Source organism: Streptomyces glaucus (assembly GCF_039533365.1).
Taxonomy (GTDB): Bacteria; Actinomycetota; Actinomycetes; order Streptomycetales; family Streptomycetaceae; genus Streptomyces; species Streptomyces glaucus.
In genome coordinates, this window is sequence record NZ_BAAATK010000032.1 from 42,573 (window position 1) to 64,290 (window position 21,718).

At 72.2% G+C, this 21,718-nt stretch carries 21 protein-coding genes; 20 read left to right on the forward strand and 1 reads right to left on the reverse strand.

All coding sequences use genetic code 11. The features are described from left to right. Positions 1-113: 113 nt before the first annotated feature. The 18 genes from ABD363_RS22245 to nusB all read left to right on the forward strand — a co-directional run bounded on the left by ABD363_RS22245 (position 114) and on the right by nusB (position 19,105). On the forward strand, positions 114-830 hold the full coding sequence (locus ABD363_RS22245) for an MBL fold metallo-hydrolase (protein WP_344606327.1): 717 nt from the start codon (positions 114-116) through the stop codon (positions 828-830). Between the two features lie 13 nt (positions 831-843). Beyond that, complete coding sequence (hisS, locus tag ABD363_RS22250; RefSeq protein ID WP_344606329.1) at positions 844-2,106, forward strand: histidine--tRNA ligase; 1,263 nt, start codon at positions 844-846, stop codon at positions 2,104-2,106. A gap of 526 nt (positions 2,107-2,632) precedes the next feature. Further along, complete coding sequence (locus tag ABD363_RS22255) at positions 2,633-3,295, forward strand: vitamin K epoxide reductase family protein (protein ID WP_344606331.1); 663 nt, start codon at positions 2,633-2,635, stop codon at positions 3,293-3,295. A 44-nt stretch (positions 3,296-3,339) separates the two neighbouring features. Continuing rightward, the gene (locus tag ABD363_RS22260; RefSeq protein WP_344606333.1) at positions 3,340-4,695 is read left to right on the forward strand and encodes a replication-associated recombination protein A; all 1,356 of its coding nucleotides are present in this window, start codon (positions 3,340-3,342) and stop codon (positions 4,693-4,695) included. A 331-nt stretch (positions 4,696-5,026) separates the two neighbouring features. Then, positions 5,027-5,641, forward strand: a complete 615-nt coding sequence (rpsD, locus tag ABD363_RS22265) for a 30S ribosomal protein S4 (RefSeq protein ID WP_344606335.1) — start codon at positions 5,027-5,029, stop codon at positions 5,639-5,641. Positions 5,642-5,872: 231 nt separating this feature from the next. Then, positions 5,873-6,328, forward strand: a complete 456-nt coding sequence (locus ABD363_RS22270) for a DUF948 domain-containing protein (protein ID WP_344606337.1) — start codon at positions 5,873-5,875, stop codon at positions 6,326-6,328. 7 nt (positions 6,329-6,335) lie between these two features. After that, positions 6,336-6,698 (forward strand): hypothetical protein, encoded by a 363-nt coding sequence (locus ABD363_RS22275; protein ID WP_344606339.1) that lies wholly within the window; start codon positions 6,336-6,338, stop codon positions 6,696-6,698. Beyond that, the gene (alaS, locus tag ABD363_RS22280) at positions 6,698-9,370 is read left to right on the forward strand and encodes an alanine--tRNA ligase (RefSeq protein WP_344606341.1); all 2,673 of its coding nucleotides are present in this window, start codon (positions 6,698-6,700) and stop codon (positions 9,368-9,370) included. Before ABD363_RS22275 ends, alaS begins: the two co-directional genes overlap by 1 nt. Positions 9,371-9,405: 35 nt before the next feature. Continuing rightward, positions 9,406-9,870 (forward strand): Holliday junction resolvase RuvX, encoded by a 465-nt coding sequence (gene ruvX, locus ABD363_RS22285; RefSeq protein ID WP_344606379.1) that lies wholly within the window; start codon positions 9,406-9,408, stop codon positions 9,868-9,870. A 120-nt stretch (positions 9,871-9,990) separates the two neighbouring features. Beyond that, positions 9,991-11,715, forward strand: coding sequence for an endolytic transglycosylase MltG (gene mltG, locus ABD363_RS22290; RefSeq protein ID WP_344606343.1), 1,725 nt, complete (start codon positions 9,991-9,993; stop codon positions 11,713-11,715). Next, positions 11,696-12,535: a shikimate dehydrogenase gene (locus ABD363_RS22295; RefSeq protein WP_344606345.1), complete on the forward strand. Its 840-nt coding sequence runs from the start codon at positions 11,696-11,698 to the stop codon at positions 12,533-12,535. Before mltG ends, ABD363_RS22295 begins: the two co-directional genes overlap by 20 nt. Before the next feature lie 236 nt (positions 12,536-12,771). Next, complete coding sequence (gene aroC / locus ABD363_RS22300) at positions 12,772-13,956, forward strand: chorismate synthase (RefSeq protein WP_344606347.1); 1,185 nt, start codon at positions 12,772-12,774, stop codon at positions 13,954-13,956. Beyond that, positions 13,953-14,468, forward strand: a complete 516-nt coding sequence (locus tag ABD363_RS22305; protein WP_344606349.1) for a shikimate kinase — start codon at positions 13,953-13,955, stop codon at positions 14,466-14,468. Before aroC ends, ABD363_RS22305 begins: the two co-directional genes overlap by 4 nt. After that, complete coding sequence (gene aroB / locus ABD363_RS22310; protein WP_344606350.1) at positions 14,465-15,556, forward strand: 3-dehydroquinate synthase; 1,092 nt, start codon at positions 14,465-14,467, stop codon at positions 15,554-15,556. Before ABD363_RS22305 ends, aroB begins: the two co-directional genes overlap by 4 nt. A gap of 193 nt (positions 15,557-15,749) precedes the next feature. Beyond that, complete coding sequence (locus tag ABD363_RS22315) at positions 15,750-16,625, forward strand: Pro-rich N-terminal domain-containing protein (protein WP_344606351.1); 876 nt, start codon at positions 15,750-15,752, stop codon at positions 16,623-16,625. Between the two features lie 160 nt (positions 16,626-16,785). Beyond that, positions 16,786-17,892, forward strand: a complete 1,107-nt coding sequence (locus ABD363_RS22320) for an aminopeptidase P family protein (RefSeq protein WP_344606353.1) — start codon at positions 16,786-16,788, stop codon at positions 17,890-17,892. A gap of 209 nt (positions 17,893-18,101) precedes the next feature. Then, positions 18,102-18,668 carry an elongation factor P gene (gene efp, locus ABD363_RS22325; protein ID WP_344606355.1) on the forward strand — a complete coding sequence of 189 codons (567 nt, stop codon included), beginning with the start codon at positions 18,102-18,104 and terminating at the stop codon, positions 18,666-18,668. A gap of 2 nt (positions 18,669-18,670) precedes the next feature. After that, entirely contained in the window at positions 18,671-19,105 is a 435-nt protein-coding gene (nusB, locus tag ABD363_RS22330; protein WP_344606357.1) for a transcription antitermination factor NusB, read from the forward strand. Between the two features lie 189 nt (positions 19,106-19,294). Here the strand turns inward: nusB and bldD are convergent, their stop codons facing one another. Further along, on the reverse strand, positions 19,295-19,798 hold the full coding sequence (gene bldD, locus ABD363_RS22335) for a transcriptional regulator BldD (RefSeq protein WP_344606358.1): 504 nt from the start codon (positions 19,796-19,798) through the stop codon (positions 19,295-19,297). Between the two features lie 277 nt (positions 19,799-20,075). On the opposite strand from bldD, the gene pyrR reads away from it, so the two are divergent. Together pyrR and ABD363_RS22345 are read left to right on the forward strand one after the other, a co-directional pair. Continuing rightward, complete coding sequence (gene pyrR, locus ABD363_RS22340) at positions 20,076-20,645, forward strand: bifunctional pyr operon transcriptional regulator/uracil phosphoribosyltransferase PyrR (RefSeq protein ID WP_344606359.1); 570 nt, start codon at positions 20,076-20,078, stop codon at positions 20,643-20,645. A gap of 92 nt (positions 20,646-20,737) precedes the next feature. Beyond that, complete coding sequence (locus ABD363_RS22345) at positions 20,738-21,718, forward strand: aspartate carbamoyltransferase catalytic subunit (RefSeq protein ID WP_344606361.1); 981 nt, start codon at positions 20,738-20,740, stop codon at positions 21,716-21,718.

The following is a 21,718-nucleotide window of genomic DNA, read 5'->3' on the forward strand; positions in this document are numbered from 1 at the left end:
CGTGTGCCCCGTACCGTATATGGGTTCGCTGAGGAATCGGCAGCGCCGGTAGGCTCTGACAGCAGGCGCGACCACCGGAGAGCGCCCCCGTACCGACACAACGAAGGACGATCGTGCTCATTGCCGGGTTCCCCGCCGGGGCCTGGGGGACGAACTGCTATCTCGTCGCCCCCGCCGCCGGTGAGGAGTGCGTGATCATCGACCCCGGCCACCAGGCCGCCCGGGGCGTGGAGGAAGCGGTCCGGAAGCATCGGCTCAAGCCCGTCGCCGTCGTCCTCACCCACGGCCACATCGACCACGTGGCCTCGGTCGTCCCGGTGTGCGGCGCGCACGACGTACCGGCCTGGATCCACCCCGAGGACCGGTACATGATGGGCGACCCGGAGAAGGCGCTCGGCCGTTCCATCGGGATGCCGCTCATGGGCGAGCTGACCGTGGGGGAGCCGGACGACGTCAGGGAGCTGGCCGACGGCGCGAAGCTGGAACTGGCGGGGCTGGAGTTCACCGTGTCGCACGCGCCGGGCCATACCAAGGGGTCGGTGACCTTCGGCATGCCCGAGGCGGCGGACGTCCCGCCGATCCTGTTCTCGGGCGACCTGCTGTTCGCCGGCTCCATCGGACGCACCGACCTGCCCGGCGGCGACATGGCCGAGATCCTCGACTCGCTGGCCCGCGTGTGCCTGCCGCTCGACGACTCGACCGTGGTGCTGTCCGGCCACGGCCCCCAGACGACCATCGGCCAGGAGCGCGCCACCAACCCCTACCTGCGGCAGGTGGCGGCGGGCCGCCGGGACAGCGGCGCCGCCGAGGCTCCCCGACGAGGAATGTGACGAGAGACCTTCCGTGAGCACCTTCAAGGCCCCCAAGGGCACGTACGACCTGATCCCGCCGGACTCCGCCACGTACCTGGCGGTCCGCGAGGCCATCGCCGCGCCGCTGCGCACCTCCGGGTACGGCTACATCGAGACGCCCGGCTTCGAGAACGTCGAGCTGTTCGCGCGCGGGGTCGGCGAGTCGACCGACATCGTGACCAAGGAGATGTACGCCTTCGAGACCAAGGGCGGCGACAGGCTCGCCCTGCGTCCGGAGGGCACGGCCTCCGTGCTGCGCGCCGCCCTGGAGGCCAACCTGCACAAGGCGGGCAACCTCCCGGTCAAGCTGTGGTACTCGGGCTCGTACTACCGCTACGAGCGCCCCCAGAAGGGCCGCTACCGCCACTTCTCGCAGGTCGGCGCCGAGGCGATCGGCGCCGAGGACCCGGCGCTGGACGCCGAGCTGATCATCCTGGCCGACCAGGCGTACCGCTCGCTGGGCCTGCGGAACTTCCGCATCCTCCTCAACAGCCTGGGCGACAAGGAGTGCCGCCCGGTGTACCGCGCGGAGCTGCAGGAGTTCCTGCGCGGCCTGGACCTGGACGAGGACACGCGCCGGCGCATCGAGATCAACCCGCTGCGGGTCCTGGACGACAAGCGCGAGTCGGTCCAGAAGCAGCTGGCGGGAGCCCCGCTGCTGCGTGACTACCTCTGCGACGCCTGCAAGGCGTACCACGAGGAGGTCCGCGAGCTGATCGCGGCGGCGGGCGTGGCCTTCGAGGACGACCCGAAGCTGGTGCGCGGTCTGGACTACTACACCCGTACGACCTTCGAGTTCGTCCACGACGGTCTGGGATCGCAGTCCGCGGTGGGCGGCGGCGGCCGCTACGACGGCCTGTCGGAGATGATCGGCGGCCCCGCGCTGCCGTCCGTGGGCTGGGCCCTCGGCGTGGACCGCACGGTGCTGGCCCTGGAGGCCGAGGGCGTCGAGCTCGAGCTGCCCGCCGCCACCAGCGTGTTCGCCGTCCCGCTCGGCGAGGAGGCCCGCCGCGTGCTGTTCGCCAAGGTCACCGAGTTGCGCAAGAACGGCATCGCCGCCGACTTCTCCTACGGCGGCAAGGGCCTCAAGGGCGCCATGAAGAACGCCAACCGCAGCGGCGCCCGCTACGCCGTCGTCGCCGGGGAACGCGACCTCGCCGAGGGCGTCGTCCAGCTCAAGGACATGGAGTCCGGCGAGCAGACGGCGATCGGCGTGAACGAGATCGTGGCGGAGCTGGAGGCGCGGCTCGGCTAGCGCATCCGGCACGCCGAGGGGGCGCCGGGGGACCGGCGCCCGCCACCGGCCGGGAAGCCCGTACCGCGTCGCGCCCGTCACCGCGGCCCCGGCGGGAAGCCGGCGGCCGGACGCCCCGCCCGGCCGTCAACTCCGCGAGCGCGGGTTCGTCCCGCCGGACGATGCCGGCGCGCGAGCGCGCCGCGCGCGTGCCGGTCGCCGCATCCGGGCCGGGCACGGACACCTCGCCCGCGTCCCGCGCCGGCCGCCCCGCGGGATTCTCCCGCGGCCCGCTCGCCCGCCCCGCCGAATGCCCAGCTCGGTGCCGCCGGCGGCGGTCACCTCCCGGTACCGCTCGCACGGTCCGCGCACGTCCGCCGCGAACACGCCCCGCGCGTTGTCATGCTCATCAAATTCGGCCGGAATCGAACGTTCGGGGACGGCTCCACGTCTGCTGTTGTGTCCGTCGAACGGTGGACGCGGGCACGCGTGCGGCACAATGGCCTTGCCCGAAGATGTTCCAGCTCTCAAGTGACGGAACGGCGTGATGAGCAAGACGACAGTCAACGACGTCTCCACCGAGCCCGCCTCCTCGCCGGAGCGCACGGCCGCCGCGCCGCGCGCCGAGGGCGGCAGCCGCGCCTTCGCGCTGCTGCTGGTGATCACGGGCGCGGCCGGACTGCTCGCCGCGTGGGTCATCACGATCGACAAGTTCAAGCTGCTGGAAGCCAAGGTGGAGGGCCGGACCTTCACCCCGGGGTGCAGCCTCAACCCCGTGGTCTCCTGCGGCAGCGTCATGGAGAGCGACCAGGCCTCGGTCTTCGGGTTCCCCAACCCCATGCTCGGCCTCGTCGCCTACGGCGTCGTCGTCTGCGTCGGCATGAGCCTGCTCGCCCGGGCCCGCTTCCCGCGCTGGTACTGGCTCACCTTCAACGCGGGCACGCTCTTCGGCGTCGGTTTCTGCGCCTGGCTGACGTTCCAGTCCCTGTACCGGATCAACGCGCTGTGCCTGTGGTGCTGCCTCGCCTGGGTCGCCACGATCGTCATGTTCTGGTACGTGACGTCCTTCAACGTCCGCACGGGGTTCCTGCCCGCGCCGGGTTGGCTCAAGGGCTTCTTCGGCGAGTTCACCTGGGTCCTGCCCGTGCTGCACATCGGCATCATCGGCATGCTGGTCCTGACCCGCTGGTGGGACTTCTGGACCGGCTGACAGCGCCCGTCGCGTCGCCGGCGCGGTGATTTAGGGTTGCCGACGTGGAGCCCGACCTGTTCACCGCCGCAGCAGAAGAACGTCAGGAGAAGGATCCGGCCGGCAGCCCCCTGGCGGTACGGATGCGTCCGCGCACCCTGGACGAGGTGGTGGGCCAGCAGCACCTGCTGAAACCCGGCTCGCCTCTGCGCCGGCTGGTCGGCGAGGGCGCCTCCGGCCCCGCCGGCCCCTCCTCGGTGATCCTCTGGGGCCCGCCCGGCACCGGCAAGACGACCCTGGCGTACGTCGTCTCCAAGGCCACCGACAAGCGCTTCGTCGAACTGTCGGCGATCACCGCGGGCGTGAAGGAGGTCCGCGCGGTCATCGACGGCGCCCGCCGCGCCTCCGGCGGGTACGGCAAGGAGACCGTCCTCTTCCTCGACGAGATCCACCGCTTCAGCAAGGCCCAGCAGGACTCCCTGCTCCCGGCGGTCGAGAACCGCTGGGTGACCCTGATCGCGGCCACCACCGAGAACCCGTACTTCTCGGTGATCTCGCCCCTGCTCTCCCGCTCCCTCCTGCTCACCCTCGAACCCCTCACCGACGACGACGTCCGGGGCCTGCTCAAGCGGGCGATCACCGACGAGCGCGGCCTGAGGGACGCCGTCACCCTCCCCGAGGACACCGAGGAGCACCTGCTGCGGATCGCCGGCGGCGACGCCCGCCGCGCCCTGACCGCCCTGGAGGCCGCCGCCGGGGCCGCCCTCGACAAGGGCGAGACGGAGATCTCCCTCGCCACCCTGGAGGAGACGGTCGACCGCGCGGCGGTGAAGTACGACCGCGACGGCGACCAGCACTACGACGTCGCCAGCGCCCTGATCAAGTCCATCCGCGGCTCCGACGTCGACGCCGCCCTGCACTACCTGGCCCGCATGATCGAGGCCGGCGAGGACCCGCGCTTCATCGCCCGCCGCCTGATGATCTCCGCCAGCGAGGACATCGGCCTCGCCGACCCGAACGCCCTGCCCATCGCGGTCGCCGCCGCCCAGGCCGTCGCCATGATCGGCTTCCCCGAGGCCGCCCTCACCCTCAGCCACGCCACCATCGCCCTCGCCCTCGCCCCCAAGTCCAACTCCGCGACCACCGCGATCGGCGCCGCCCTGGAGGACGTGCGCAAGGGGCTGGCCGGGCCGGTGCCGCCGCATCTGCGCGACAGCCACTACCGGGGCGCGGGCAAGCTCGGGCACGGCCAGGGGTACGTGTACCCGCACGACCTGCCCGAGGGCATCGCCGCCCAGCAGTACGCCCCGGACGCCCTCAAGGACCGCGAGTACTACGCCCCCACCCGGCACGGCGCCGAGGCGCGGTACGCGGACGCCGTCGAGTGGACCAGGAAACACCTCGGTCGCAGGCGGACCTGAGCGCGCGGTAGACTTCCGCGAAGTGCTGCGTCCCGTGTCCGGCCCCTTCCCGGGGAAGCCGGCGTCACCAGAGCGGGACATCCAGCCGGAGACCCGGCCCCCGGGCGGGGATCTCCAGGAGCGTCGCGCACCGTCGAACGGTGTCGCGGGCAGCCCACCACCACCCGGATTCCCGGGAGAGGTCGGTGGGCCACTCGCGTGCTGCACGTATGTGCCCAGACCGGGGAGCGGCTGCCCGGCGGGTCCCTCGGGCCCGCAGGGATTCCCCGGCTGCGGATGCGACCTCCCTTAACCCTGGTGAGCCGGAAACCACGGAAAAGAGACAGAGACAGTGGCGAATCAGTCCCGCCCCAAGGTCAAGAAGTCGCGTGCCCTCGGCATCGCGCTGACCCCGAAGGCCGTCAAGTACTTCGAGGCCCGTCCTTACCCGCCGGGTGAGCACGGCCGCGGCCGCAAGCAGAACTCGGACTACAAGGTCCGTCTGCTGGAGAAGCAGCGCCTGCGCGCCCAGTACGACATCTCCGAGCGCCAGCTGGTCCGCGCCTACGAGCGCGCGGCCAAGGTCCAGGGCAAGACCGGTGAGGCCCTGATCGTGGAGCTGGAGAAGCGCCTCGACGCGCTGGTCCTGCGTTCGGGCATCGCCCGCACGATCTACCAGGCCCGCCAGATGGTCGTCCACGGCCACATCCAGGTCAACGGCAAGAAGGTCGACAAGCCGTCCTTCGTCGTCCGTCCCGACGACGTCGTCCAGGTCCGCGACCGCAGCAAGGACAAGACGCTCTTCCAGATCGCCCGCGAGGGCGGTTTCGCCCCCGACGGCGAGACCCCGCGCTACCTGCAGGTGAACCTCAAGGCCCTGGCGTTCCGCCTGGACCGCGAGCCGAACCGCAAGGAGATCCCGGTGATCTGCGACGAGCAGCTCGTCGTCGAGTACTACGCCCGCTGACCCCGGCAGGCGCGCGGTACCCCGGCCCGCCGTCTCCCCGCCCTTCCGGGCGGGCGAGGCGGCGGGCTCACGCATGTGCGGGGCTCCCCGCCCGGCCGCACCGGCCCGCGCGGCACCGCCGGCGCACGCGGCCCCACGGTCGCGGACACCAATCCGGTACGGAGCCGCACCCTCGGCGCGATAGGCTCGGTGCACGACTTTTCCGATGCTCAGACACGTTTCAGGGAGCGGGTGCACACAGTGTCCGGTGGAGAGGTGGCCGGAATCCTGGTGGCCGTCTTCTGGGCGATCCTGGTCTCCTTCCTCGCCGTCGCGCTGGCGAGGCTGGCCCAGACGCTCAGGGCGACCACCAAGCTCGTGGCGGACGTGACCGACCAGGCCGTCCCGCTGCTGGCCGACGCCTCCGCGGCGGTGCGCTCCGCGCAGACCCAGATCGACCGGGTGGACGCCATCGCCTCCGATGTCCAGGAGGTCACGTCGAACGCCTCGGCCCTGTCGACCACCGTCGCCTCCACCTTCGGCGGCCCCCTGGTGAAGGTCGCGGCCTTCGGGTACGGGGTGCGCAAGGCGATCGCCGGCCGCCGGGACGGCGAGCCCGCCGGGACGCCGAGGCGTACCGTGATCGTGGGCCGCACCGTCCCGGCCGCGCGGCGAGCGAAGCGCAACCCCCGCGGGAAGAGGGACTGATCCAGGGATGTTCCGTCGTACGTTCTGGTTCACCAGTGGCGTGGCCGCCGGAGTGTGGGCCACCACCAAGGTCAACCGGAAGCTGAAGCAACTGACCCCCGAGAACCTCGCCGTGACCGCGGCGAACAAGGCGATCGAGGCCGGCCACCGGCTCAAGGACCGCGCGGTGGGCTTCGCGCTCGACGTCCGCGACAACATGGTCCAGCGGGAGGCCGAGCTGGGAGACGCGCTCGGCCTCAACGCCCCGGTCGCCGACCGCGCGCTCCCCCCGCCCCGGCGGTACGCCGCCATCGAGAACCGCACCGGCCCCGAGCACGTCGAGGGCCCGGCACACCAGAAGAACCCGTACAACCGGAATGAGGACCACTGATGGAGTCGGCTGAGATCCGCCGTCGCTGGCTGAGCTTCTTCGAGGAGCGCGGGCACACCGTCGTCCCTTCGGCGTCGCTCATCGCGGACGACCCGACTCTGCTGCTCGTCCCGGCGGGCATGGTGCCCTTCAAGCCCTACTTCCTGGGCGAGGTCAAGCCGCCCTTCGACCGCGCCACCAGCGTGCAGAAGTGCGTGCGCACGCCCGACATCGAAGAGGTCGGCAAGACCACGCGCCACGGCACGTTCTTCCAGATGTGCGGCAACTTCTCCTTCGGCGACTACTTCAAGGAAGGCGCCATCAAGCTCGCCTGGGAGCTGCTCACCACGCCCCAGGACAAGGGTGGTTACGGCCTCGACCCCGAGCGGCTGTGGATCACCGTCTACCAGGACGACGACGAGGCCGAGCAGATCTGGCGCGACGTCGTCGGCGTCCCCGCCGAGCGCATCCAGCGCCTGGGCAAGAAGGACAACTTCTGGTCCATGGGCGTGCCCGGCCCGTGCGGCCCCTGCTCCGAGATCAACTACGACCGCGGCCCCGAGTTCGGCGCCGAGGGCGGCCCCGCCGTCAACGACGAGCGGTACGTGGAGATCTGGAACCTCGTCTTCATGCAGTACGAGCGGGGCGAGGGCACCGGCAAGGAGGACTTCGAGATTCTCGGGGACCTGCCGAGCAAGAACATCGACACCGGCCTCGGCCTGGAGCGGCTCGCCATGATTCTGCAGGGCGTGCAGAATATGTACGAGATCGACACCTCCATGGCCGTGATCGACAAGGCCACCGAGCTGACCGGCGTCCGCTACGGCGACGCCCACGACTCGGACGTCTCCCTGCGCGTGGTCACCGACCACATGCGCACCGCCACCATGCTCATCGGCGACGGCGTCACCCCGGGCAACGAGGGCCGCGGCTACGTGCTGCGCCGCATCATGCGCCGCGCCATCCGCAACATGCGCCTGCTCGGCGCCACCGGCCCGGTCGTCAAGGACCTGATCGACACCGTGATCGGCATGATGGGCCGGCAGTACCCCGAGCTCATCACCGACCGCGAGCGCATCGAGAAGGTCGCCCTCGCCGAGGAGAACGCCTTCCTCAAGACGCTGAAGGCCGGCACCAACATCCTCGACACCGCCGTCGCCGAGACCAAGGCCTCCGGCGGGACCGTGCTGCCCGGCGACAAGGCCTTCCTGCTCCACGACACCTGGGGCTTCCCGATCGACCTCACCCTGGAGATGGCCGCCGAGCAGGGGCTGTCCGTGGACGAGGAGGGCTTCCGCCGCCTGATGAAGGAGCAGCGGGAGCGCGCCAAGGCCGACGCCCAGGCCAAGAAGACCGGCCACGCCGACCTGGGCGCCTACCGCGAGATCGCCGACCGGGCCGGCGCCACCGACTTCATCGGCTACACCGACACCGAGGGCGAGTCCACGGTCGTCGGCATCCTCGTCGACGGCGTGTCCTCGCCCGCCGCCACCGAGGGCGACGAGGTCGAGATCGTCCTCGACCGCACCCCGTTCTACGCCGAGGGCGGCGGCCAGATCGGCGACACCGGCCGCATCAAGGCGGACTCCGGCGCCGTCATCGAGGTCCGCGACTGCCAGAAGCCGGTCCCGGGCGTGTACGTCCACAAGGGCGTCGTCCAGGTCGGCGAGGTCACCGTCGGCGCCAAGGCCCACGCCTCCATCGACGCCCGCCGCCGCAAGGCCATCGCCCGCGCCCACTCGGCCACCCACCTCACCCACCAGGCCCTGCGCGACGCCCTCGGCCCGACGGCCGCCCAGGCCGGCTCGGAGAACCAGCCCGGCCGCTTCCGCTTCGACTTCGGCTCGCCGTCCGCCGTGCCGCAGACGGTCATGCTCGACGTCGAGCAGAAGATCAACGAGGTGCTCGCCCGCGACCTCGACGTGCGCGCCGACATCATGAGCCTGGACGAGGCCAAGAAGCAGGGCGCCATCGCCGAGTTCGGCGAGAAGTACGGCGAGCGGGTGCGCGTCGTGACCATCGGCGACTTCTCCAAGGAGCTGTGCGGCGGCACCCATGTGCACAACACCGCCCAGCTGGGCCTGGTGAAGCTGCTGGGCGAGTCGTCCATCGGCTCGGGCGTGCGCCGTATCGAGGCCCTCGTCGGCGTGGACGCCTACAGCTTCCTCGCCCGTGAGCACACGGTGGTCAACCAGCTCACCGAACTGCTCAAGGGCCGCCCCGAGGAACTGCCGGAGAAGGTCTCCGCCATGCTCGGCAAGCTGAAGGACGCCGAGAAGGAGATCGAGAAGTTCCGCGCCGAGAAGGTGCTCCAGGCCGCCGCCGGCCTCGCCGAGTCCGCCAAGGACGTCCGCGGTGTGGCGTTCGTCACCGGCCGGGTCCCCGACGGCACGACCGCCGACGACCTGCGCAAGCTGGTCCTCGACGTGCGCGGCCGCATCCAGGGCGGCCGGGCCGCCGTGGTCGCCCTGTTCACCGTGAACAACGGCAAGCCGCTCACGGTCATCGCCACCAACGACGCCGCCCGCGAGCGCGGTCTCAAGGCCGGTGACCTCGTCCGCACGGCCGCCAAGACGCTCGGCGGCGGCGGTGGCGGCAAGCCGGACGTCGCCCAGGGCGGCGGCCAGAACCCGGCCGCCGTCGGCGAGGCCATCGACGCCGTCGAGCGCCTCGTGGCGGACACGGCCAAGTGAACACCGCCGGACAGCCGAGCGGGGGCGGCCCGGGCATGCGCCGCGGCCGCCGCCTCGCGATCGACGTCGGGGACGCCCGTATCGGGGTCGCCTCGTGCGACCCCGACGGGATCCTCGCCACCCCGGTGGAGACGGTCCCGGGACGGGACGTCCCCGCGGCTCAGCGCCGTCTGGGACAGCTCGTCGAGGAGTACGAACCGATCGAGGTCGTGGTCGGCCTCCCGCGCTCCCTCAAGGGGGGCGAGGGGCCGGCCGCGGTCAAGGTCCGCGGCTTCGCCCAGGAACTGGCCCGCATGATCGCGCCCGTTCCGGTCAGACTCGTGGACGAACGCATGACGACGGTGACGGCCGGCCAGAGCCTGCGCGCCTCGGGCGTGAAGTCCAAGAAGGGACGTTCCGTCATCGACCAGGCGGCGGCAGTGATCATCCTGCAGCAGGCGCTCGAATCCGAACGGGTGTCAGGCACCGCACCCGGTGAGGGCGTCGAAGTGGTCATCTGATCGCGATACGGTAACGTTCCGCGCGATGCGGCGGCATTCGAACAGCCGCCGCACAGCAAGAGGCGGGACGGAGCCGGGCCGGAAGCCGCGCGACCGCCGCCTCGCGGCTCTAGGGGATCGATGACTGAGTATGGCCGGGGCCCAGGCTCCGAACCGTGGCATCCGGAGGACCCGTTGTACGGGGACGGCGGATGGGGAGGACAGCAGACCCACGCGGGCCGGCAGTCCCCTTACGGCGGCCGGCCGCAGCATTATCCGGAGCAGCCGCAGCAGGCGCAGTACGACGACTGGGGCACCGGCGAGCAGCCCGGTTACGGCCAGGCGCAGCAGCACCAGCAGCACCAGCAGCACGGTCAGCAGTACGCCGACCCGGCGCAGCAGCACCAGCAGCAGTACGCCGACCCGGCGCAGCACCAGCAGTACGCCGACCCGGCGCAGCAGCACCAGCAGCAGTACGACGGCGGCGGCTGGGCCACCGGGACGCACCAGCAGGTTCCGTACGGCGCCGACCCGGCCGACCCCTACGGGCAGCAGACCGCCGCGTACGGCGGGGAGCAGCCCGACTTCTACGGCTCCCCGGACGCGTATCCGCCGCCGGAGCCGCCGAGCCGCCGGCACACCGGGCCGGAACCGCGGCAGGAGGACTGGGACCCGGGCCCCGACCAGGGCGAACACGCCTTCTTCGCGGGCGGGGACGACGGTGACGACGGGGACGAGGAAGGCGCCCGTGGCCGCGGTGACCGGCGGAGCCGGGGCAAGGGCAGAAAGGGCCGCAACGGGTTCGCCTGCCTGGTGGTGGCCCTGGTGCTCGGCGGCGGTGTGGCCGGTGTCGGATATTTCGGCTACCAGTTCTACCAGGAGCGTTTCGGTGCGGCGCCGGACTACGCGGGCGACGGCACCGGCGAGACCGTGACCGTCCAGATCCCCAAGGGCGCGGGCGGATTCGAGATCGGGCAGCGGCTGAAGGAGGCCGGCGTCGTCAAGAGCGTCGACGCGTTCGTCGCCGCCCAGTCGCAGCACCCCGAGGGGAAGTCGATCCAGGCGGGCGCCTACCTGCTGAAGAAGCAGATGTCCGCCCGGAGCGCCGTCGCGATGATGCTCGACCCCAAGAGCCAGAACAACGTGATGGTCACTCCGGGTCAGCGCAACGTGAGCGTCTACAAGGCGATCGACGAAAAGCTCGGCCTGTCGTCCGGCACCACCAGGAAGGTCGCCGAGGAGAAGTACGAGAGCCTCGGACTGCCGAGCTGGGCGAACGACAACGACGACATCAAGGACCCGCTGGAGGGCTTCCTCTACCCGGGCACCTATCCCGCCGCCGAGGGCATGAAGCCGGAATCGGTGCTGAAGGAGATGGTCGCCCAGGCGGTCGTGAAGTACGGCGAGTACGACCTGGAGGAGAAGGCCGAGGAACTGGACCTGGAGAGTCCGCTGCAGGTCGTCACGGTCGCCAGCCTCGTCCAGGCCGAGGGCAAGACGCACGACGACTTCCGCAAGATGGCGGAGGTGGTCTACAACCGGCTCAAGCCCACGAACACCGAGACCAACCAGCTGCTCCAGTTCGACTCGACCTTCAACTACCTGAAGAACGAGAGCAACATCCACATCAGCGAGTCCGAGATCAACAGCAACCAGGACCCGTACAACACGTACACCCAGAAGGGGCTGCCGCCCGGGCCGATCGGCAACCCCGGCGAGGACGCCCTGAAGGCGACGCTGGACCCGACGGACGACGGCTGGATCTACTTCGTGGCGACCGACGGCGTGAACAAGACCGAATTCGCCAAGACGTACGCCGAGTTCGAGAGGCTGAAGGACAAGTTCAATGAGAGCTCGGGCAACTGACGTCCGCCGGGCCGCGGTGCTCGGTTCGCCCATCGCCCACTCCCTCTCCCCGGTGCTGCACCGCACCGCCTACCGGGAACTGGGCCTGACCGGCTGGACGTACGACCGGTTCGAGGTCGACGAGGCGGCGCTGCCCGGCTTCCTGGAGCAGCTCGGGCCGGAGTGGGCCGGACTCTCGCTCACCATGCCGCTGAAGCGGGCCGTGATCCCGTTGCTGGACGGGATCAGCGAGACCGCGGCCCTGGTCGACGCGGTCAACACCGTCGTGTTCACCGAGGACGGCCGCCGCGTCGGCGACAACACCGACATCCCCGGCATGGTGGCCGCCCTGCGCGAGCGCGGCATCGAGCAGGTCGACTCGGCCGCGATCCTCGGCGCCGGCGCCACCGCCTCCTCCGCGCTGGCCGCCCTGGCCCGCGTCTGCACCGGCGAGGTCGTCGCCTACGTCCGCAGCGAGGCCCGCGCCGCCGAGATGCGGCAGTGGGGGCAGCGGCTCGGCGTCGAGGTCCGGACCGCCGACTGGGCGGACGCGGCCGAGGCGCTGCGCGCCCCGCTCGTCGTCGCCACCACGCCGTCCGGGACGACCGACGCGCTCGCCTCCGCCGTCCCCGAGATGCCCGCCACCCTGTTCGACGTGCTGTACGACCCGTGGCCGACCGCGCTCGCCGCCCGCTGGTCGGCGCACGGCGGGGCCGTCGTCAGCGGCCTCGACCTGCTGGTGCACCAGGCGGTGCTGCAGGTCGAGCAGATGACGGGACGCGCCCCGGCGCCGGTGGAGGCCATGCGGAGAGCGGGCGAGCACGCGCTGGCGGCCCGCTAGGTGCCGCCCGGTTCCGCGGGGCGCGGAACCGGGCGGGGAGGACGGCCCGCGTCCACCGGCCGGCCGCCGGACCCGGACCGTGCCGTCCGCCTGATGGACCGCGGGCCGGGTCCGGGAGCCGGACGTGGGAGGATCGGAGGCGGCGGACCGGGGCCGCGCACCCGGTCGCGCCGTCGCCGTACGCGAGGACGCGCGTACGCAGGGCAGTACCGGGGCGCGAGCACTGAGGAGCACCGTTGAGCAGGCTGCGTTGGCTGACCGCGGGGGAGTCCCACGGTCCCGCACTCGTCGCGACGCTGGAGGGTCTTCCCGCCGGCGTGCCGATCACCACGGACATGGTGGCGGACCATCTCGCGCGGCGGCGGCTGGGCTACGGGCGCGGTGCGCGGATGAAGTTCGAGCGGGACGAGGTGACCTTCCTCGGCGGTGTCCGGCACGGTCTCACCCTGGGCTCCCCGGTGGCGATCATGGTGGGCAACACCGAGTGGCCCAAGTGGGAGCAGGTCATGGCGGCCGACCCGGTCGATCCGGAGGTGCTGGCGGGCCTGGCCCGCAACGCCCCGCTGACCCGGCCGCGTCCCGGCCACGCCGACCTGGCCGGCATGCAGAAGTACGGGTTCGACGAGGCCCGGCCGATCCTGGAGCGCGCCTCCGCCCGCGAGACCGCGGCCCGGGTGGCGCTCGGCGCGGTGGCCCGGTCGTACCTGAAGGAGACGGCCGGCGTCGAGATCGTCTCCCACGTCGTGGAGCTGGCGGGCGCCAGGGCGCCCCACGGCGTGTACCCGACCCCGGCCGACGTGGAGAGGCTGGACGCCGACCCGGTGCGCTGCCTGGACGCGGACGCCTCCAAGGCGATGGTCGCCCAGATCGACCAGGCCCACAAGGACGGCGACACCCTCGGCGGCGTGGTCGAGGTGCTGGCGTACGGCGTGCCGGTGGGCCTCGGCTCGCACGTCCACTGGGACCGGCGGCTGGACGCGCGGCTGGCGGCGGCGCTGATGGGCATCCAGGCGATCAAGGGCGTCGAGGTCGGCGACGGGTTCGAGCTGGCCCGGGTGCCCGGCTCCCAGGCGCACGACGAGATCGTCACCACGGACGAGGGCATCCGGCGGGCCACCGGGCGGTCCGGGGGCACCGAGGGCGGACTGTCCACCGGTGAGCTGCTGCGGGTGCGGGCGGCGATGAAGCCGATCGCGACCGTGCCGCGGGCGCTGCGGACGGTGGACGTCACCACGGGCGAGCCGGCCCAGGCCCACCACCAGCGCTCGGACGTGTGCGCGGTGCCGGCGGCCGGCATCGTCGCCGAGGCGATGGTGGCCCTCGTGCTGGCGGACGCGGTCGCGGAGAAGTTCGGCGGCGACAGCGTGGCCGAGACCCGCCGCAACGTGCGGGGCTACCTCGAGAACCTGGCCGTCCGATGAGCTCGCCGCTGATCGTCCTGGTCGGCCCGATGGGGGTGGGCAAGTCCACCGTCGGCCGGCTGCTGGCCGAGCGGCTCGGAGCCGGCTACCGGGACACCGACGACGACATCGTGGCCGCGCAGGGCCGCACCATCGCCGAGATCTTCGTGGACGAGGGCGAGGCGGCCTTCCGGGCGCTGGAGAAGGAGGCGGTGACCCGGGCGGTCGCCGAGCACGACGGCGTCCTGGCCCTGGGCGGCGGCGCGATCCTGGACGCCGGCACGCGCGCCCTGCTGGCCGGCCGGCGGGTGGTGTACCTGTCGATGGACGTGGAGGAGGCGGTGCGGCGGACCGGCCTCAACACGGCCCGCCCGCTGCTGGCGGTCAACCCGCGCAAGCAGTGGCGGGAGTTGATGGAGGCGCGCCGGCACCTGTACGAGGAGGTCGCCACCGCCGTCGTACCGACCGACGGGCGCACCCCCGAGGAAGTCACCCGAGCCGTCCTGGACGCACTGGAGTTGAAGGAAGCATGAGCGAGGCAGTCACCCGCATCCCGGTGGGCGGCACCGCGGGCACCGAGCCGTACGAGGTCCTGGTGGGCCGCCAACTGCTCGGTGAGCTGAGCGGGTTGATCGGGCCGAAGGCCAGGCGGGTCGCCGTCGTCCACCCCGAGGCGCTCGCCGAGACCGGTGACGCGCTCCGGGCCGACCTGGCCGAGCAGGGCTACGAGGCGATCGCCATCCAGGTGCCCAACGCCGAGGAGGCCAAGACCGCCGAGGTCGCCGCCTACTGCTGGAAGGCGCTCGGCCAGTCCGGGTTCACCCGCACCGACGTCGTCGTCGGCGTCGGCGGCGGCGCCACGACCGACCTGGCCGGATTCGTGGCCGCGACCTGGCTGCGCGGGGTGCGCTGGATCGCCGTCCCGACGACCGTGCTGGCCATGGTCGACGCGGCCGTCGGCGGCAAGACCGGCATCAACACCGCCGAGGGCAAGAACCTCGTCGGCGCCTTCCACCCGCCGGCCGGCGTCCTGTGCGACCTGGCCGCGCTGGACTCGCTGCCGGTCAACGACTACGTCTCGGGCCTCGCGGAGGTCATCAAGGCGGGCTTCATCGCCGACCCGGTGATCCTCGACCTCATCGAGTCCGACCCCGAGGCCGCCCGCACCCCGGCCGGCCCGCACACCGCCGAGCTGATCGAGCGGTCCATCCGGGTCAAGGCCGACGTCGTCTCGTCCGACCTGAAGGAGTCGGGCCGGCGCGAGATCCTCAACTACGGGCACACCCTCGGCCACGCCATCGAGAAGAACGAGCGCTACAAGTGGCGCCACGGCGCCGCGGTGTCGGTGGGCATGCACTTCGCCGCCGAACTCGGCCGTCTCGCGGGCCGTCTGGACGACGCCACCGCCGACCGTCACCGCACCGTCCTCGAAGCGGTCGGACTGCCGCTGCACTACCGCTACGACCAGTGGCCCAAGCTGCTGGAGGCGATGAAGGTCGACAAGAAGTCCCGCGGCGACCTGCTGCGCTTCATCGTCCTGGACGGCCTGGCCAAGCCCACCGTCCTGGAGGGCCCCGACCCGGCCGTGCTGCTCGCCGCGTACGGCGAAGTCGGACAGTAGGCGCCCCGGCACGCCGTCCGCCCCCGTCCGCCCTGCGGCGGCGGGCACTTCGGGCCGCCCCCGGTCGTTCACCGGACGACGGCGGGGGCGGTACCGTCCGGCCGGGGGCGTCCTCCACGCCCTTTAGGCTGTGGGGGAGAGCGGGTACCCCGCTGTCAGCGCCTATCGCCTGTACGAGACGGAGTGGCACCGGATGCAGCACGCAGTGGGTTCTCCGCTGCCGCCGCCCCACCAGCCGGGGCACGGACCGGCCGTCGGCTGGCCGCCGGCCGCACACCACCCGGGTCCGCATCACCCGGGCGCGCACCAGGGCCCCGCCCCCGTGCCCCCGCCGCCTCCCGCACCGGGGTACCCCGGGCCCCCGCCCGCACCGGCCCCGCACCCCGCGGCCCCGCGGCACGCCCCGGTACCGCCCGTGCCGGACACCACCGGGCACGTACCGCTGCCGCCCGGCGGCCCCGCCGCCGCGTCCGGCGCGCACCCGGCCGCGACCGCCGCCCCCGACCCGGGCACCGCCACGCTCGCCGTGCTGCTCATCGGGCCCGCGGGCGCCGGGAAGACCAGCGTCGCCAAGTACTGGGCGGACCACCGCCGGGTCCCCACCGCCCACATCAGCCTCGACGACGTGCGCGAATGGGTCCGCTCGGGCTTCGCCGACCCCCAGTCGGGGTGGAACGACAACTCCGAGGCCCAGTACCGCCTGGCCCGCCGCACCTGCGGCTTCGCCGCGCGCAACTTCCTCGCCAACGGCATCTCGTGCATCCTCGACGACGCCGTCTTCCCCGACCGTCCCGTCGTCGGGCTCGGCGGCTGGAAACGCCATGTGGGCCCCGGCCTGCTGCCGGTGGTCCTCCTGCCCGGCCTGGACGTGGTCCTGGAGCGCAACGCCGAGCGCACCGGCAACCGCCGCCTCACCGACGAGGAGGTCGCCCGCATCCACGGCCGCATGGCCGGCTGGTACGGCTCCGGCCTGCCCATCATCGACAACTCCCAGCTCGGCATCCCGGAGACGGCCCGGGTCCTGGACGACGTGCTCGCCCGCTCGCTGGCCAGCCCGCCCAAGTGGTAGCCGCCGCGGGGACGGGCCCGCCGTAGCCGGGGCGGGCGCGGTCCCCGCGGCCGGCGCCGGCGGACGCCCTGCGCGGACGTGCCGCTCCGCCGCCCCCGGCCGCCGCCCGGTCGGCCCCGCTCGACCGGCGCCATCCGGTCGCCGCTCGTAGGCTCGGCACATGTCAGAGGTGTACGCGGCCCGCCGGACGCGGCTACGGGAACGCTGCAACACGGGCGGCAGCGCGGCGGCGCTGGTGTCCCGGCCCGCCAACGTGCGCTACCTCGCGGGCGCCGCCCCGCGGGACGCGGTCCTGCTGCTGGGCAGGACCGAGGACCTGCTGGTGTGCGCCGGCCCCCCGGGCGACCCCTCCGCACCGGGGCGGCTCGACGAGGCCCTGCGGGTGCAGGTCCTGCCGTCACCGGGCGGCGACCCGGCCGTCGCCGCCGCCGGCCTGGCCGCGGCCCAGGGCGCCGACTCGCTCGCCGTCGAGGAGCACCACCTCACCGTGGCCCGGCACCGGGCCGTCCGCGCGGTCGCGCCCCGGCTGCGGCCGGCCGACCTGGGCTGCGCGGTCGAGCAGCTCAGGGTCGTGAAGGACGAGGAGGAGATCTCCTGCCTGAGGATCGGCGCCGAGATCGCCGACCAGGCCCTGGGCGAGCTGCTGGAGTCCATCCTCGTCGGCCGCACCGAACGGCACCTCGCGCTGGAACTGGAGCGGCGGCTCGTCGACCACGGCGCCGACGGGCCCGCCTTCCCGACCTCCGTGGCCGCCGGCCCCCACGCCGGCCGGCGCGGTCACCGGCCCACCGACCGGCGGGTGGAGGAGGGCGACTTCCTCTCCGTCTGCCTGGGGGCCGCCTATCGCGGCTACCGCTGCGAGATCGGCCGTACGTTCGTCATCGGCACCTCGCCCGCCGACTGGCAGATCGAGCTGTACGACCTCGTCTTCGCCGCCCAGCGCGCCGGCCGGGAGAGCCTGGTCCCCGGCGCCTCCTGCCGCGACGTGGACCGTGCCGCACGTCAGGTGCTGGACTCCGCCGGGTACGCGGAGGGCCTCCCCGCCACCATGGGGCACGGAGTCGGACTCGAAAACGACGAGGACCCGCAGCTGACCCCGGCGGCCATGGGTAAACTGGACGCTTGCGTGCCGGTCACCGTCGAACCGGGGGTCCACCTCCCGGGCCGGGGCGGTGTCCGGATCGATGACACGCTCGTCGTCCGCCCCGAGGCGGACGGCGGACCCGAGCTACTCACCATCACGACCAAGGAGCTGCTCGCGCTGTAGTGACCCAGGGAAGTCCCGGCACGTCCCCCCGCCGCCCGGCACGCACTCCCGCCGCACCGCTCGAAGACCCCGGCAGCTCCGCTCCGGGGACCTCCGTCCGGCGCACCGGGAGCACGCACCGAACGACGCGGGAACGCATCCGGACCTCCCCGGCGCCGCTCGGCCCGTGCCCCGGGGTCGTCCACGTCAGTCCAGGAGATTCCGCAACCGTGGCTTCCACGAACGACCTCAAGAACGGCATGGTGCTCAAGCTCGAAGGCGGCCAGCTCTGGTCCGTCGTCGAGTTCCAGCACGTCAAGCCCGGCAAGGGCCCGGCCTTCGTGCGCACCAAGCTCAAGAACGTGCTCTCCGGCAAGGTCGTCGACAAGACCTTCAACGCCGGCGTCAAGGTCGACACCGCCACCGTCGACAAGCGGGACATGCAGTTCTCCTACATGGACGGCGACTACTTCGTCTTCATGGACATGGAGACCTACGACCAGCTGCACATCGACCGCAAGGTCGTCGGCGACGCCGCCAACTTCCTGATCGAGGGCTTCGAGGCCACCGTGGCCCAGCACGAGGGCGAGGTGCTCTTCGTCGAGCTCCCGGCCGCCGTCGAGCTGACCGTCGCCGAGACCGAGCCGGGCGTCCAGGGCGACCGCTCCACCGGCGGCACCAAGCCCGCCACCCTGGAGACCGGTCACCAGATCCAGGTGCCGCTCTTCATCACCACCGGTGAGAAGATCAAGGTCGACACCCGCACCAGCGACTACCTCGGCCGGGTGAACAGCTAACCGTGGCCGCCCGCAACACGGCCCGCAAGCGCGCCTTCCAGATCCTCTTCGAGGGCGACCAGCGCGGCGCCGACGTCCAGACGGTCCTCGCGGACTGGATCCGGCTCTCCCGGACCGACCCCCGGCAGCCGCCGGTGAGCGAGTACACGATGCAGCTCGTCGAGGGCTACGCGGAGCGCGCGAAGCGCATCGACGAGCTGATCGCCCAGTACGCGGTCGGCTGGACGCTCGACCGGATGCCGGTCGTCGACCGGAACATCCTGCGCCTCGGTGCCTACGAGCTGATCTGGGTCGACGAGACCCCGGACGCCGTCGTCCTCGACGAGATGGTGCAGCTGGCGAAGGAGTTCTCCACGGACGAGTCGCCCTCGTTCGTCAACGGCCTGCTCGGCCGCCTGAAGGACCTGAAGCCCTCGCTGCGCCGCGAAGAGGCGTGAGAGACCGGTCAGGCCGCACAGGTACGCATCGCGGGAGGGCCCGCAGCACGGCTGCTGCGGGCCCTCCGACATGCCCGGGCGTTTTGCCGTCCCCGAGGCTCCCGACGCCCGCACAAAGCCGCCGGGGTGGCCGGAACCGTGAAAGTTCCGGCCACCCCGGCGGCACGTTTCTGCGGAAGGCGGGGAAGCTCAGCTCTCCTCGTGGGACGCCACCGCGCGGCGCGCGTCCGCGTCCAGCACGCCCCAGCTGATCAGCTGCTCGGTCAGGACCGAGGGCGACTGGTCGTAGATGACGGCGAGCGTGCGCAGGTCGTCCTGGCGGATCGAGAGCACCTTGCCGTTGTAGTCACCGCGCTGCGACTGGATCGTGGCGGCGTACCGCTGCAGCGGGCCCGCCTTCTCGACCGGCACGGTGGCCAGCCGCTCCAGGTCCAGGACCAGCTTCGGCGGCGGCTCGGCGGCGCCGCCCGGCGTGGTGCCCGGAAGCAGCTCCTGCACGGGAACGCCGTAGAAATCCGCCAGCTCGGCGAGGCGCTGCACGGTCACGGCACGGTCACCACGCTCGTACGAGCCGACCACGACGGCCTTCCAGCGTCCCTGGGACTTCTCCTCGACACCGTGGAGGGAAAGGCCCTGCTGGGTGCGGATCGCCCGGAGCTTGGCCCCGAGCTGTTTGGCGTATTCGCTGGACATATGGCTCCCCGGACACTGTGTCGACGCGACCGGCTCGATGTCCAGGCCGCGCGGCTGGTAACTCACTGTGAGGTTACGCAGCGTTACTCTCTCGCGTCAAGCCGAATGGTCCGCACCGCTCCTTCCGTGATATCGGCGGTCCGCTGCGCCGAGCGGGTGAAAAAGGGACACCCAGGGGGGTGAACGGGGCGGCCGGCGGAGCCTGCTACCGTGGACGACGCAATTCCGACGTCCTTTAAGGTCCGTCCCGTGAGGCGGAGAAGGAGGTCCGTTTCGTATGGACACGCAGTCCGATGCGCGGCCCGTTCTCGAAGGGCCCGACATCGCGCGGGTGCTGACCCGCATCGCCCACGAGATCGTCGAACGCGCCAAGGGCGCCGACGACGTCGTGCTCCTCGGCATCCCGACCCGGGGCGTCTTCCTCGCCCGGCGGCTCGCCGTCAAGCTGGAGCAGATCACCGAGCGCAAGGTCCCCTGCGGCTCGCTCGACATCACCATGTACCGCGACGACCTGCGCATGCACCCGCCGCGTGCGCTGGCCCGCACCGAGATCCCCGGTGACGGCGTCGACGGCAGGCTGGTCGTCCTCGTCGACGACGTGCTCTTCTCCGGCCGCACCATCCGCGCCGCCCTCGACGCCCTGAACGACATCGGGCGCCCCCGCGCGGTGCAGCTCGCGGTCCTGGTCGACCGCGGCCACCGCGAACTGCCCATCCGCGCCGACTACGTCGGCAAGAACCTCCCCACGTCGCTGCGGGAGACGGTCAAGGTCCAGCTCGCCGAGGAGGACGGCCGCGACACCGTGCTGCTCGGCACGGAGCGGACCGCCGCGGGCACGCAGCGCTGACGCACGGCCGTACGCCGCCGTCGTACGGCCGCCCCCGCACGCCCTCGCGTGCCCGAATTCTCCTGAATGAACTTTCTTACGGAGCCTGCACGATGCAGCGTCATCTCATCTCGGCCGCCGACCTCACCCGCGACGACGCCGTCCTGATCCTCGACACCGCCGAGGAGATGGCCAGGGTCGCCGACCGGCCGATCAAGAAGCTGCCGACCCTGCGCGGCCGCACGATCGTCAACCTCTTCTTCGAGGACTCCACGCGGACCCGGATCTCCTTCGAGGCCGCCGAGAAGCGGCTGTCCGCGGACGTCATCAACTTCTCCGCCAAGGGATCGTCGGTGTCGAAGGGCGAGTCCCTGAAGGACACCGCCCAGACCCTGGAGGCCATGGGCGTCGACGCCGTCGTCATCCGGCACGGCGCCTCCGGCGCCCCGTACCGCCTCGCCAACTCCGGCTGGATCGACGCCGCCGTCGTCAACGCCGGCGACGGCACCCACCAGCACCCCACCCAGGCCCTGCTGGACGCCTTCACCATGCGCCGCCGCCTGGTCGGGCGGGACGCCGGGATCGGCCAGGACCTCGCCGGCCGGCGCGTCACGATCGTCGGCGACGTCCTGCACAGCCGGGTCGCCCGCTCCAACGTCGACCTGCTGCACACCCTCGGCGCCGAGGTCACCCTGGTCGCCCCGCCGACCCTGCTGCCGGTCGGCGTCGGGTCCTGGCCGTGCGAGGTGTCGTACGACCTCGACTCCACGCTGCCCAAGTCCGACGCGGTGATGATGCTGCGCGTCCAGCGCGAGCGCATGAACGCCGCCTTCTTCCCGACCGAGCGCGAGTACTCGCGCCGCTACGGCCTCGACGGCGACCGCATGGCGCGGATGCCCGAGCACGCCATCGTGATGCACCCCGGCCCGATGGTCCGCGGCATGGAGATCACCGCCGAGGTCGCCGACTCCGACCGCTGCACCGTCGTCGAGCAGGTCGCCAACGGCGTCTCCATCCGGATGGCCGTGCTCTACCTGCTGCTCGGGGGCAACGAACCCGCCGTCACCCACACCCGCACCACGGAGGAGAAGTAA

Bases quoted from the DNA above. Each gene is read 5' to 3' on its own strand.
- ABD363_RS22255 (WP_344606331.1), top strand. From the start codon at position 2,633: ATGAGCAAGACGACAGTCAACGACGTCTCCACCGAGCCCGCCTCCTCG.
- ABD363_RS22275 (WP_344606339.1), top strand. From the start codon at position 6,336: ATGTTCCGTCGTACGTTCTGGTTCACCAGTGGCGTGGCCGCCGGAGTG.
- alaS (WP_344606341.1), top strand. From the start codon at position 6,698: ATGGAGTCGGCTGAGATCCGCCGTCGCTGGCTGAGCTTCTTCGAGGAG.
- ruvX (WP_344606379.1), top strand. From the start codon at position 9,406: ATGCGCCGCGGCCGCCGCCTCGCGATCGACGTCGGGGACGCCCGTATC.
- mltG (WP_344606343.1), top strand. From the start codon at position 9,991: ATGACTGAGTATGGCCGGGGCCCAGGCTCCGAACCGTGGCATCCGGAG.
- ABD363_RS22295 (WP_344606345.1), top strand. From the start codon at position 11,696: ATGAGAGCTCGGGCAACTGACGTCCGCCGGGCCGCGGTGCTCGGTTCG.
- ABD363_RS22305 (WP_344606349.1), top strand. From the start codon at position 13,953: ATGAGCTCGCCGCTGATCGTCCTGGTCGGCCCGATGGGGGTGGGCAAG.
- aroB (WP_344606350.1), top strand. From the start codon at position 14,465: ATGAGCGAGGCAGTCACCCGCATCCCGGTGGGCGGCACCGCGGGCACC.
- ABD363_RS22315 (WP_344606351.1), top strand. From the start codon at position 15,750: ATGCAGCACGCAGTGGGTTCTCCGCTGCCGCCGCCCCACCAGCCGGGG.
- ABD363_RS22320 (WP_344606353.1), top strand. From the start codon at position 16,786: ATGTCAGAGGTGTACGCGGCCCGCCGGACGCGGCTACGGGAACGCTGC.
- bldD (WP_344606358.1), bottom strand. From the start codon at position 19,798: ATGTCCAGCGAATACGCCAAACAGCTCGGGGCCAAGCTCCGGGCGATC.
- pyrR (WP_344606359.1), top strand. From the start codon at position 20,076: ATGGACACGCAGTCCGATGCGCGGCCCGTTCTCGAAGGGCCCGACATC.
- ABD363_RS22345 (WP_344606361.1), top strand. From the start codon at position 20,738: ATGCAGCGTCATCTCATCTCGGCCGCCGACCTCACCCGCGACGACGCC.